Origin of the sequence: Micromonospora sp. NPDC005087 (assembly GCF_042872965.1) — a bacterium.
GTDB lineage: Bacteria > Actinomycetota > Actinomycetes > Mycobacteriales > Micromonosporaceae > Micromonospora.
This window is the reverse complement of the sequence record NZ_JBIALB010000002.1, coordinates 144,118-155,654: the sequence shown is the minus strand read 5'-3', so window position 1 is coordinate 155,654 and position 11,537 is coordinate 144,118. Positions and strand designations below refer to the sequence as shown.

General features: G+C 74.0%; 11 protein-coding genes and 2 pseudogenes. 5 read left to right on the top strand and 8 right to left on the bottom strand.

What is annotated here, in order from left to right; all coding sequences use genetic code 11:
• The first annotated feature begins 9 nt into the window (after window positions 1–9).
• On the top strand, window positions 10–279 hold the full coding sequence (locus ACFYPS_RS05695; protein WP_354964465.1) for a hypothetical protein: 270 nt from the start codon (window positions 10–12) through the stop codon (window positions 277–279).
• 21 nt (window positions 280–300) lie between these two features.
• Here the strand turns inward: ACFYPS_RS05695 and ACFYPS_RS05690 are convergent.
• Both ACFYPS_RS05690 and ACFYPS_RS05685 read right to left on the bottom strand, forming a co-directional pair.
• A pseudogene (locus ACFYPS_RS05690) lies at window positions 301–1,130 on the bottom strand (cytochrome c oxidase assembly protein).
• Window positions 1,131–1,177: 47 nt separating this feature from the next.
• Window positions 1,178–1,669, bottom strand: a complete 492-nt coding sequence (locus ACFYPS_RS05685) for a DUF2243 domain-containing protein (protein WP_387322953.1) — start codon at window positions 1,667–1,669, stop codon at window positions 1,178–1,180.
• A gap of 278 nt (window positions 1,670–1,947) precedes the next feature.
• Between ACFYPS_RS05685 and ACFYPS_RS05680 the strand changes: the two genes are divergently transcribed.
• The 4 genes from ACFYPS_RS05680 (at window position 1,948) to ACFYPS_RS05665 (ending at window position 5,621) form a co-directional block, all read left to right on the top strand.
• A complete protein-coding gene (locus tag ACFYPS_RS05680; protein ID WP_387322951.1) occupies window positions 1,948–3,204 on the top strand; it encodes a DUF2786 domain-containing protein in 1,257 nt (418 codons plus the stop codon).
• Window positions 3,205–3,352: 148 nt separating this feature from the next.
• Entirely contained in the window at window positions 3,353–3,709 is a 357-nt protein-coding gene (locus tag ACFYPS_RS05675; RefSeq protein WP_354964633.1) for a YciI family protein, read from the top strand.
• Window positions 3,710–3,741: 32 nt separating this feature from the next.
• Entirely contained in the window at window positions 3,742–4,959 is a 1,218-nt protein-coding gene (locus ACFYPS_RS05670; protein ID WP_387323574.1) for an RNA polymerase sigma factor, read from the top strand.
• 35 nt (window positions 4,960–4,994) lie between these two features.
• Window positions 4,995–5,621: a dihydrofolate reductase family protein gene (locus ACFYPS_RS05665; protein WP_387323572.1), complete on the top strand. Its 627-nt coding sequence runs from the start codon at window positions 4,995–4,997 to the stop codon at window positions 5,619–5,621.
• Between the two features lie 20 nt (window positions 5,622–5,641).
• On the opposite strand, the gene ACFYPS_RS05660 is transcribed toward ACFYPS_RS05665, so the two are convergent.
• The 6 genes and pseudogenes from ACFYPS_RS05660 to ACFYPS_RS05635 all read right to left on the bottom strand — a co-directional run bounded on the left by ACFYPS_RS05660 (window position 5,642) and on the right by ACFYPS_RS05635 (window position 11,529).
• Window positions 5,642–7,117 (bottom strand): alpha/beta hydrolase, encoded by a 1,476-nt coding sequence (locus ACFYPS_RS05660; protein WP_387322949.1) that lies wholly within the window; start codon window positions 7,115–7,117, stop codon window positions 5,642–5,644.
• Window positions 7,118–7,239: 122 nt separating this feature from the next.
• On the bottom strand, window positions 7,240–7,509 hold the full coding sequence (locus tag ACFYPS_RS05655) for a hypothetical protein (protein ID WP_387322947.1): 270 nt from the start codon (window positions 7,507–7,509) through the stop codon (window positions 7,240–7,242).
• Entirely contained in the window at window positions 7,506–7,853 is a 348-nt protein-coding gene (locus tag ACFYPS_RS05650) for a helix-turn-helix domain-containing protein (protein ID WP_354964458.1), read from the bottom strand. The genes ACFYPS_RS05655 and ACFYPS_RS05650 overlap by 4 nt, the downstream gene beginning before the upstream one ends.
• 161 nt (window positions 7,854–8,014) lie before the next feature.
• Complete coding sequence (locus ACFYPS_RS05645) at window positions 8,015–8,188, bottom strand: CsbD family protein (protein WP_121656519.1); 174 nt, start codon at window positions 8,186–8,188, stop codon at window positions 8,015–8,017.
• 72 nt (window positions 8,189–8,260) lie between these two features.
• The gene (locus ACFYPS_RS05640) at window positions 8,261–10,516 is read right to left on the bottom strand and encodes a heavy metal translocating P-type ATPase (protein WP_387322944.1); all 2,256 of its coding nucleotides are present in this window, start codon (window positions 10,514–10,516) and stop codon (window positions 8,261–8,263) included.
• Window positions 10,517–10,528: 12 nt separating this feature from the next.
• Window positions 10,529–11,529 (bottom strand): annotated as a pseudogene (locus tag ACFYPS_RS05635) (hypothetical protein).
• Window positions 11,530–11,537 lie beyond the last annotated feature (8 nt).

Here is an 11,537-nt window from a genome sequence, read left to right as displayed (position 1 = left end):
TTCACAATCATGGGTACGGACAGTTGGAAGGGCCACGTCAACGGGATCCTCTACGGGATCCAGTTCGACCGGGCGCTCGACGACACCGTGGTGACGCGGGTCGCCGACGGCGTGGTCGGCGGGCTCTACCCGGGTGACCGGGCCGAGACGCTGGACGCGCTCGATCAGGCGCTGCGCTACTCGGGCCCCCTCAACGACCAGGCCGAGACGCACCACAGCGAGGAGAACATCCGGGCGTTCCTCGGCCGACTCTCCACCGCCCTCTCAACCCGCGGCTGACCCCCCGGGCCTCCGTGTCGATCAGGAGGTTCCCGCCCGGGACCTGACCTCTCGTTCGGGGAACCTGGTCGACCGAGATGGTCGCGCCGGGTGGCGGCGCAAGGGGCGGTGGTACCAGGTGGCGAAGAGGGCGACGGCGAGCAGCAGCTCGGCCACGTCCCCGCCGTAGTACATGAGCTGGGCTGCGGAGCGGAACGCCGCCGGGTCGGGGTCGGCCAGCCCGGGCGGCAGGGTGCCGGCGTGCGCGTAGAGGTACTTGGCGAGCGCGGAGTGCCCGGCCGCCGCGCCCAGCAGCGCGCCGAGCCGCACGGCCAGCCCGGGACGGCGGGGTGCCGGGTCCAGGCCGACCAGCGACCACGCGAACAGGTATCCGGCGGCCAGGTAATGCAGATGCAGGGCGTGGTGCAGGGTGGGCTGGCGCTCCGCCGCCGCGTACAGCGGGGTGAGCAGCACCAGGGCCAGCCCGCCCGTGCTGAGCAGCGCGGCGGTGACCGGGTGGGCGATCAGGTGCAGCGGGCGGGCGCGCAGCAGCCGGCCGATGAACCGGCGGGTGGTGTGGACGCGATCCGCAGCAGCAGTGTCACCGGGGCGCCGAGCACCAGCCCGAGCGGGGCCACCATGCCGAGCAGCAGGTGCTGCGTCATATGTCCGCGCGGATCGTCGGGGAGCTGCGCGAACGGCCCGACCGCGACCGCCAGCACGGCGCAGCCGGCCAGCCAGGCGCCGCTGCGCCGGTGGTCCCAGCCCCTTGGATCGCGTGCGGCGGCCACGAGGTAGCCACCGGCCAGCAGACCGACCGCCGCCAGCGGAAACCAGCCCGGGCCATCCGCGGCGTGCCCCCCGTGCGCCATCACCGGCGCCGCGAACCAGCCCGGGGCGTCCGGGGCGAGGGTCGCCGTCACCGCTGGCCGTCGCCTGGCGGTCGGGATCGCGCCCGCCAGACCAGCGCGGCGCCCACGAGCAGCAGTATCGCGCCGCCCACGTTCCACACCACGTCGTACGGCACCAGGTGGACGCCGTAGCGGATCTGGTGCAGCCGGAGCACCTTGTGGTCGACCAGCCCGTCGAAGAGCTGGAAACCCCCGGCGCCGAGCAGGACGCCACCCCAGGCGAACCGGGCCGCCAGGGCGCCGCGCCGACGCAGGTCGGCGAACCAGAAGAAACCACCGACCAGGGCGATCAGCTCGGCTGCGTGCAGCAGCCCGTCGGAGAGCAGACCCACCGACAAGGTGGACCGGTCGTAGAAGTGGTGCCAGGCCAGCAACTGATGGAAGACGATCTCGTCCACCGCGGCCATCACCGCGACCCCGATCAGGACACCGGCGAGGATGGACGACCGGACCTCCGGCACGGCGGCGGTGCGCGCACTCGGCAGGCTCGAACCGACCACCACACACCTCGCATCCGCCTCAGGTGAGGGTCGAACTACCCGAGACCGGGCGGAACATGCCCACCGAGCCGCAACGCGCGTCCAGCCGGCGGTGATCGACACGAGATTGGCGATGTCGGGGTGTCGGACCTGATGGGACACCGCGACTTCCCGGACCTCGTGTTGATCGAGGCCCCGCCGGTCAGCGGGGCGACGACATCCCCGTTTCGCGCCTCCGGCACGGCTGACGGCATGATCATGGAGCCTGAGAGGCAGCGAACCCGGAGAGGGAGGTGCACGTGCCGGACGCGGACGAACTCGTCGCCGAGGCGCTCGCGGCGGTGCGCGGCACCGACGTACGGCAGGCCGAACGGCAGCTGGACCAGCTGATGGTCGGCACCGGCGCGACGGACGGCACGGCGGCGGTGGACACGGCGCTGCTGCGTCGCCTGGTCCGCGGCGTGGCGCGGCTGTGGCGGCGCGGCTGGCAGCCGGCCGACCTGGACCGGCTCACCACCCGGCGGCTCGGCGCCCGGTCGGCACGACTGGTGCGGGACGCGATGGCCGCCCAACGGCGCGAGCAGACCGGGCCGGTTCCGGCCTGGTGGGACGAGCAGTTGCGCGAGCTGGCCGCCGAGGTGTGGTGGGACGACGACCGGAGCGTGCTGGCCGGCTGGTCCGCCCGGGAAGGGCTGGACCGGGTCGACGCCCTGCGCACGGCCGTGGACACCCTCGTCCTGGTGGAGAGCCTGCCGCCGATCGCGGTGCTGCGTCCGCCACCCGGCACGACCGGGGCGGCGGCAGCGAGCCGCCCGGCCGGCGCGGCCCGCAGTGGGTCCGGCATGCTCGAACGGGTACGGGCGCTGCTGGCCAAGGCCGAGTCGACGACCTTCCCAGCCGAGGCGGAGGCGTTGACCGCCAAGGCGCAAGAGCTGATCGCCCGGCACAGCATCGACGAGGCGCTGCTGGCGGCCGGGGCCGACCGGGGCGACCTACCCGGCGGCGTGCGGCTCGGCACCGACACCCCGTACGCGGGTGCGAAGGCGCTGCTGGTGCAGGAGGTCGCGGCGGCGAACCGCTGTGCGGCGGTCTGGTCCGACGACCTCGGCTTCGCCACCGTGCTGGGCTGGCCGGCCGACCTCGTGGCGGTGGAGCTGCTCTACACCTCGCTGCTGGTCCAGGCCACCGCCGCGATGCTGCGCGGGCGGGCCGAGCGGCGACCGGGGGCCGGGCGGCGGACCCGCGTCTGGGACGAGTCCTTCCTCAACGCGTTCGCGCTGCGGATCGGCGAGCGGCTGCGCGCGACCACCGAGGCGGCGGACCGGGCGGCGGCCGAGACGGCCGGCCCGGAGCGGCTCCTCCCGGTGCTCGCCGCGCGCGGCGAGGCGGTCCAGGAGCGGCTCGACACCCTCTTCCCGGGCGTCACCCGGCACCGGCTCAGCGTCCGCGACGCCGAGGGCTGGTCGTCCGGCACCTCCGCGGCGGACCGCGCGTCGCTGGACGTCGGCGGGGGGCCACCGCCCCGACAGGTACCGGGACGCCCCGACCCACGTTGACCCAGGCAGCGTGGGAACCGCCACCGTCGAAAAATTCTGCGATGTTCTTCGGTAGGCGGTAGGGAACGGAGCTTCGGCTCCGACCCTCCGGTGAACCGCGTCCCGACCGGGGCGCGACCAGGACCCGAGGAGCATCGCCGTGAAGTACATGCTGCTGATCTGGAACCGGCCCGGCTTCACCGAGGAGCTGACCGAGCGGGAGCGCACCGCCCTGTTCGGCGAGGTCGACGAGATCATGAAGGAGCTGACCGAGTCCGGTGAGCTGGTCGGCGGTCAGGCGTTGGCCGACCCGTCGCAGACCCGGACGGTCCGGCTCGCGGGCGGCCACCCGGAAGTCGTCGACGGGCCGTTCATGGAGAGCAAGGAGCAGTTCGCCGGCTACCTGGCCGTCGACTGCGACACCCCGCAACGGGCCGCCGAGATCGCCGCCCGCTGGCCGGACGTGCGCTTCGGCGGCGCCCTGGAGGTCCGCCCGATCATGGACGAGGCCGGGACGGAGATGTGACCGACGACCGGACGGTCGAGGACCTGCTGCGTATGCTCGCGCCGCAGGTCCTCGGCCTGCTGGTCCGCCGGCACGGGCAGTTCGACCGATGCGAGGACGCGGTGCAGGAGGCGCTGCTCGCCGCCGCGACGCAGTGGCCCGGGCAGGGCTTGCCGGACAACCCGCGCGCCTGGCTGCTCACCGTGGCCAACCGCCGGCTCACCGACGAGTGGCGCAGCGAGCGCGCCCGCCGGGACCGCGAGGTGGCGGTGGCGCTGCGCGAGCCGGCGTACGCCGGGGTGGCGCCGGCGGCCGACGCGGAGCCCTCGGTGGCGGACGCCGACGACACCCTGACCCTGCTCTTCCTCTGCTGCCACCCGGCGCTGGCTCCCTCGGCGCAGGTGGCGCTGACCCTGCGCGCCGTCGGCGGGCTCAGCACCGCACAGATCGCCCGGGCGCACCTGGTGCCGGAGGCCACGATGAGCCAACGGATCCGCCGGGCCAAACAGCGGATCGAGGCCGCCGGCGCCCGGTTCAGCATGCCCGCGCCGGGTGAGCGCGACGAGCGGCTGCGGACGGTGCTCCGAGTGCTCTACCTGATCTTCAATGAGGGGTACACCGCGTCCAGCGGGCCGGACCTGCACCGGGTGGAGCTGACCGGCGAGGCGATCCGGCTCGCCCGCGTCCTGCACGGGCTGCTGCCCGGAGACGGCGAGGTGACCGGGCTACTGGCGCTGATGCTGCTCACCGATGCGCACCGGGCCGCCCGGGTCGGCCCGGACGGCGAGCTGGTGCCGCTGACCGAGCAGGACCGGGACCGGTGGGACCGGACGGCCATCAAGGCCGGCGTCGCGCTGATCACCGAGGCGCTGACCTGGTCACCGCCCGGCCCGTACCAGCTCCAGGCGGCGATCGCCGCGGTGCACGCCGAGGCGCCGACGGCGGCGGCGACCGACTGGCGGCAGATCGCCGCGCTCTACCGGCTGCTCGCCCGGATCGCGCCGAATCCGATGGTCACCCTCAACCAGGCGGTGGCGGTGGCCATGGTGGACGGTCCCGAGGCCGGGCTCGCCCTGCTCGCTCCGCTGGACGCCGACGAGCGCACCGCCGGGCATCACCGGCTCGCCGCGGTCCGGGCCCACCTGCTGGAGCTCGCCGGGCAGCTTCCGGCGGCGCGGGACGCGTACCGGGCGGCGACCCGGGGCACCACCAGCCTGCCCGAGCGGCGTTACCTGGAGCTGCGGGCAACCCGACTGGCCGCCCAGCGATGAGTTCCGGCGGTCGCGGGAGTCGACGTGGCATGGGAATGGTGAGCAGTCAATTGTCGATCTCGTTGGACGGGTACGTGGCCGGGCCGGACCAGAGCCGGCAGGATCCGCTGGGCCGGGGCGGGCTGCGGTTGCACGAGTGGTTCTTCGGCCTGGACAGCTGGCGGGCGCAGCACGGGCTGACCGGCGGCGAGCGGGGAGTCGACGCCGACCTGGTCGACGAGCTGACCCGGGACATCGGGGCGTACGTGATGGGCCGGCGGATGTTCGGCGGCGGGGACGGCGACTGGGACGAGAGCTGGCAGGGCTGGTGGGGCGACGATCCGCCGTTCCACACCCCGGTCTTCGTGCTCAGCCACCATTCCCGGGCGCCGCTGGTGATGCGGGGCGGCACCGAGTTCCGGTTCGTCACCGACGGCATCGAGTCGGCGCTGCGGCAGGCCCGGGAGGCGGCGGGTGACCGGCAGGTGTCGATCGCGGGCGGCGCGAGCACGGTCCGGCAGTACCTGGCCGCCGGGCTGATCGACACCCTGCATCTGCACCTGGTGCCGATCTTCCTCGGGGCCGGTGAACGGCTCTTCGACGGGATCGCGCCGCGGCTGGAACAGGTGGCGGTGGTGGCCGGGCCGACCGTGGCGCACCTGCGCTACCGCGTCCTGCGCTGATCGCGGCACCGGCGGGTCGGTCACGCCGACGGGTCGACGGCCGGGCAGCTGGTGCCCGGACGGGGCACGACCACGCTGGTCAGGTAGCGGTCAGCAGCGCCGGCCACACACGGGCTGGTGGTATAGCTGCCATGCCCCCATCCCTGATAGGTGAGCAGCACGCCGTGCTCGCCCAACTGCCGCGCCACGTTGGTGGCCCAGTTGTACCCGCTGGCCGGGTCGTGCACGGTGGCGGCGAGCAGCAGCGGCACCTCGGTGCGGACCCGCAGCCGGTGCTGCGGGTTGGCGACCGGCGCCGGCGTTCCCAGGCAGGTCACGGGGGCGAACACCGCCGGCGGATAGCGCAGGTCGGGCGCGAGCCGGCCCATCCGGCGCAGGTGTCCGGCGTACTCGCGGTAGTCGCGGACGGGCAGGCTCCAGTCCTGGCAGAAGACCGCGAACGGGTACGGAGCCACGGCGTCGCCCGTCGACGTGTCGCCGGCCGGGGGTGCGGTCGTCGGCGCGGTGACGGCGTCCATTCTGGCGATCCACCCGGCCAGCTCCGGCCACCGGTGCGTCTCGTAGAGCTTCTTGTGGGCGAGCCGGCTCAGCTCGAACGGGGTGAGCGCCGCACCGGGCCGGTCCGGGTCGGTCAGCGTCCCGCGCGCGGCCCGGCCGTGCAGCCCGGCCCAGACCTCCCGGACGTCCCGCCCCCTGAGCGGGCAGCCGGCGGACCGGGCACACCAGGCGACGAATTCGTCGAACGCGCCTTCCGCGGTGACGGCCTGGGTGTCGAGGAAGGCACGGATGTCGAGGCTGTGATCCATCGCGGCCTCCAGCACCATGGCCCGGACGCGGTGCGGGAACAGCTCCGCGTACCGCTGCCCGAGCAGGGTGCCGTACGAGCTGCCGTGGAAGGTCAGCAGCCGCTCGCCGAGCGCGGCGCGGACCGCGTCGAGGTCGCGGGCCGCGCTGGTCGTGTCCACGTGGTCGTAGAGCGGCCCGGTCCGGGCCCGACAGTCGGCCCGCAGCAACGCGTTGCCGGCCAGCGTGGCGTCGAACTGAGCCTGGTCCGCTATCAGCTGCGGTTGCCGGGCGAGCAGGTCCGTCGAGCAGATCACCGGGTGGCTGCCGCCGGTGCCGCGCGGGTCGAAGCTGACGATGTCGAAGCGGCGGCGCAGCTCGGCGCTGAACCGGGAGCTGCCGGTCACCACCCGGTCGACCCCGCTGTCGCCCGGCCCGCCGGGGCCGAACACCAGTGCGCCGGTCCTTGCGGACGGGTCGGTGGCCGTCCGACGGGCCAGCGCCAGGTCGAACCTCTCGCCCCGAGGCCGGCGCCAGTCCACCGGCAGGGACAGCGTGCCGCACTCGGCGGTGGCGTCCCCGGGGCAGGGCCGCCAGTCGATGGTGGGGCCCGGTTGTGCTCGGGCGGCGGCCGGGCCGACCGGGGTCAGGCCGGTGACCGTGAGGGCCAGGGCGACCGCCCAGCCGACGGTGGATTTGCGTACGCGCAGCATGGAGTGCTGTCCTCTCCTCGAAGGAGCGTCACGGGAGAAACTCGCCCACCGGGCGAGGTGGTGCTGCTTCCACCGGGCCGTCGAGTAGCCGCTCGACGGCCCGGTCCTTTCGTGCGCCGGGTTCACTCGACCTCGCGCAGGACGCGTTCCAGCGCGCCCATCCGGGTCTCCATCCCGCTTAGCCGGCCGTCCAACGCCGCGAGCAGTCGGGCGTTCTCCGCCTGGGCCTGAGCGGCGGTCTCGGCGAGCCGGCGGTAGTCGTCCGCGCGGGCCGATTCGAGCCGGGCCCGTCGGGTCTTGGCGAGCTGCACGATGGTCACCGTGAACACGCTGATCAGCAGGGCGAAGATGCCGATCGCGCCGACCACCTCGGTCCAGTCGTGCTCGCTCATCGCTCCGCTCCGGGCTGCTCGGCCGAGTCGGGCACGGTCAGCGTCTCGACCGCCGCCGCGATGATCTCGGGGGTGAGTGTGAGCACGAAGGGCTCCACCTCGTAGTAGTTCATGGCTTTCCCGTCCTCCGACAATTCCAGGCGTGCGGTGACCAGCCCGGCCGCCGCCAGCTTCCGTAGGTGGACCTGCAACAGCGCCCGGCTGATGCCCAGTTGCCGGGCCAGCCGGCTCACGTAGGCGCGCTCGCGGGCCAGTGCGGCGACGACCCGCAGCCGGTGCGGGTTGGCCAGCGTGGCCAGCACCCGGACCAGGTCGTCACCGGTCGGCGGCGGAGCGGCACTCATAAGCAGCCCTTGCACATGCCAAGAGAAGTTAGCAGGTGCCGACGTGCGGCGACCGGGGTTCGGGAGCGAATCAGGGGGATCTCAGGGTCCACCGAGGGGCCGGACAGACAGCACGCCGGGCCGGTGAGATCACCGGCCCGGCGTGCGGAGTGCGTCGTACGTCAGCTCTTGAAGGCGTCCTTGATCTTCTCGCCAGCCTGCTTGAGCTTGGCTCCGGCCTGGTCGTTGCGACCCTCCGCCTCGAGCTGCTCGTTGTCGGTGGCCCGACCGGCGCCTTCCTTCAGCTTGCCGGCCGCATCCTCGGTGGCGTTGTTGATCTTGTCGTCGATACCCATGTGCCAACCTCCATCGCGAGCGTCGCTACGCCACCAGCAGTACCCCTGCCATCGCCGGTCCAACCATCCCGACTACACCCCGTCGACGGGGGCGGCCGGGCGGAACCGGCGCAGACGCAGGCTGTTGGCCACCACGAAGACCGAGGAGAGGGCCATCGTGGCGCCGGCGATCATCGGGTTGAGCAACCCGGCAGCGGCCAGCGGCAGGGCCGCCACGTTGTACCCGAAGGCCCAGAACAGGTTGCCCCGGATGATGCCGAGCGTGCGCCGGGACAGCCGGATGGCGTCCACCGCGGCGTCCAGGTCGCCCCGGACGAGGGTGAGGTCCGACGCCTCGATCGCCACATCGGTGCCGGTGCCCATCGCCAGGCCCAGGTCGGCCTGCGCCAGCGCCGGGGCGTCGTTGACCCCGTCGCCGACCATCGCCACCGACCTCCCCTCGGCCTGGAGTCGCCTGACCACGTCGACCTTGCCGGCCGGCAGGACCTCGGCGATCACCTCGTCCACGCCCACCTCGGCGGCGACCGCCCGGGCCACGGTGACGTTGTCCCCGGTCAGCAGGACCGGGGTGAGCCCCAGGGCGCGCAGCCGGGCCACCGCCGCCCGGCTGGTCGGCCGGACCACGTCGGCGACCGCGAGCACACCGCAGGCCCGCCCGTCCCAACCGGCGACGATCGCCGTCCGACCGGTCGCTTCCGCGTCGGCGACCGCCCGCTGGACCTCCGGCGGTACGTCGAACCCGCGCTCGCGCAGCAGCCGGAGCCGACCGATCAGCACACTCCGGCCGTCCACCGTGGCGCTGACGCCCAACCCCTCGACGTTGGCGAAGCCGGTCACCGGGGGCAGCGTCCCGGCCTCGGCGGCGCCCGCCGCGACCGCCCGTGCGATCGGGTGCTCGGAGGCGGCTTCGACCGCCCCCGCGAGCCGGAGCAGATCGGCACGGTCCGTACCGGCCGCCGGCACGACGTTCACCAGGGTCATCCGGCCGGTCGTCACGGTGCCGGTCTTGTCCAGCACCACGGTGTCCACCCGCCGGGTCGACTCCAGCACCTCCGGTCCCTTGATCAGCACGCCGAGCTGAGCGCCCCGGCCCGTGCCGACCAGGAGTGCGGTCGGCGTGGCCAGGCCGAGCGCGCAGGGGCAGGCGATGATCAGCACGGCCACCGCGGCCGTGAACGCGGCGGTCGGCCCAGCCCCGCTGCCGAGCCACCAGCCGAGGGTGCCCACGGCGAGCGTGATGACGATCGGCACGAACACGCCGGAGATCCGGTCCGCCAGCCGCTGCACGGCCGCCTTGCCGCTCTGGGCCTGCTCGACCAGGTCGGCCATCCGGGCGAGCTGGGTGTCCCCGCCGACCCGGGTGGCGGTGACGACGAGCCGGCCGCCCGCGTTGATCGTGGCACCCACCACGCCGTCGCCCGGGCCGACCTCGACCGGGACCGACTCGCCGGTGAGCATGCTGGCGTCGACGGCCGACGTGCCCTCGTCGACCACGCCATCGGTGGCGATCTTCTCGCCGGGGCGGACCACGAACCGGTCACCGACGGCGAGCTGGTCCACCGGGATCAGGGTCTCCACCCCGTCGCGGAGCACCGCCACCTCCTTGGCGCCCAGTTCGAGAAGGGCGCGCAGGGCGGCGCCGGCGGTCCGCTTCGAGCGGGCCTCGTAGTAACGGCCGGCGAGGATGAACACCGTCACCCCGGCGGCGGCCTCTAGGTAGATGTTGCCGGCGCCGTCGGTGCGGGTGATGTCGAAACGGAACGGGTGGGTCATGCCGGGCATCCCGGCGTCGCCGAGGAAGAGCGCCCAGAGCGACCAACCGAACGCGGCGAGGGTGCCGAGCGAGACCAGGGTGTCCATGGTCGCCGCGCCGTGCCGCAGGTTGGTCCAGGCGGCCCGGTGGAACGGCAGCCCGCCCCAGACCACCACCGGGGCGGCGAGCGTCAGCGACAGCCACTGCCAGTAGTCGAACTGCCAGGCCGGCACCATCGCCAGCACGACCACCGGCACGCTGAGCGCCACCGACACCCAGAGGCGGGTACGCGGGCCACGCAGCGCGTCCACCGGCTCCTCGGCGGTGGAAGGTGGGGACGGCAGGGACGCCGTGTAGCCGGTCTTCTGCACCGTGCCGATCAGGTCGTCCGGCGTGACGCCGTCGACGTACCGGACAGTGGCTTTCTCGGTGGCGTAGTTGACGGTCGCGCTGACCCCGTCCATCCGGTTCAGCTTCTTCTCGATCCGGGCGGCGCAGGCGGCGCAGGTCATTCCGCCGATCGCCAACTCGATCCGGTTCGGCGCCTCGGGCAGCGGTCTGCTGGTGGTGGTCATCATCTGGTCCCGTCAGTTGTGCCCGTGCCCGGGGATGCCGTGGTCGGCGTCCCCGGTCGGCGCGGGTCCGCTCGGGGTGGGATCGGTCGGGGTGGGATCGCCACCGGTCGTCGGTGCGCCGGTGGGCGGGGTGGGCGAGGTGCCGGCGACCACGGTGAACTCGGCGGTGTGCACCCGCCGTGCCGGAAGTCGAGGTAGAGCCGGTAGCTGCCGGCCGAGGGCACCTCGGCGAGGAAGGTGACAGCCGGACCGGGCGGGGTGCGCCCGTCGCCGGGTGTCCCCTCCGGGTGCACGTGCAGGTATGCCAGGTCACCCCGGCGCAGCGCCACGAGATGGCCGTACGCGCCCAGGTAGGGCTCCAGGTCGGTCACCGGCCGCCCGTCCCGGCTGACGGTCAGTGTGAGCGGCGAGGTCCGGCCGGGCTGCACCGCGCCGGCCAGGGTGACCGTGTAGCCGTCGACGGTCGTGCTGGTCGCCGGCGCGGGCAGCGGCCGTTCGGCCAGCGTTCCGGGGACCGTCACGTCCACCCCGAGGGTCAGCGGCTCTCCCCCGGTCGGGGCGAAGTCGGCGAACGCCCGCCACTGCCCGGGGCCGGCCAGTGGGGTGGCGACGCGCCACGTGCCGTCCGGGGCCAGGTCGGGATGCACGTGGCGGAAGCCGGAGAGGTCCCGCCGAGCGACGATGAGATGCATCCGCTTGTCGTGCGCCACGTCGAACCGGGTCACCGGTCGGCCGTCCGGGCCGCCGATCCGAAAGGCGAACTCGCCGGCCGGCGCGGCGACCGGTTCGAGGGTGTAGCCGCGGTCGGCGACGAGCAGGCCGCCGGGGAGCCGGTCGGCCGCCTCATCGTGCTCTCCGTGGCCGGCCGGGCCCGGCTCGTGGGCGGCCCCGTCGTCGTGCCGGTTCTCGGCGACCGGGGCGGCGGGACCGGCCACCTGACCGATCCCGTACGCCGCGCCGAAGACCGCCGCGAGGCCGAGGGCGAATCCGCCCAGTCTGGTCACCGTATTCATGCCGGGCC

Coding starts and splice junctions, on each gene's coding strand:
- ACFYPS_RS05660 (WP_387322949.1), bottom strand. CDS start 7,117: ATGCTGCGCGTACGCAAATCCACCGTCGGCTGGGCGGTCGCCCTGGCC.
- ACFYPS_RS05650 (WP_354964458.1), bottom strand. CDS start 7,853: ATGAGTGCCGCTCCGCCGCCGACCGGTGACGACCTGGTCCGGGTGCTG.
- ACFYPS_RS05670 (WP_387323574.1), top strand. CDS start 3,742: ATGCTCGCGCCGCAGGTCCTCGGCCTGCTGGTCCGCCGGCACGGGCAG.
- ACFYPS_RS05675 (WP_354964633.1), top strand. CDS start 3,353: ATGCTGCTGATCTGGAACCGGCCCGGCTTCACCGAGGAGCTGACCGAG.
- ACFYPS_RS05645 (WP_121656519.1), bottom strand. CDS start 8,188: ATGGGTATCGACGACAAGATCAACAACGCCACCGAGGATGCGGCCGGC.
- ACFYPS_RS05695 (WP_354964465.1), top strand. CDS start 10: ATGGGTACGGACAGTTGGAAGGGCCACGTCAACGGGATCCTCTACGGG.
- ACFYPS_RS05640 (WP_387322944.1), bottom strand. CDS start 10,516: ATGACCACCACCAGCAGACCGCTGCCCGAGGCGCCGAACCGGATCGAG.
- ACFYPS_RS05655 (WP_387322947.1), bottom strand. CDS start 7,509: ATGAGCGAGCACGACTGGACCGAGGTGGTCGGCGCGATCGGCATCTTC.
- ACFYPS_RS05665 (WP_387323572.1), top strand. CDS start 4,995: ATGGTGAGCAGTCAATTGTCGATCTCGTTGGACGGGTACGTGGCCGGG.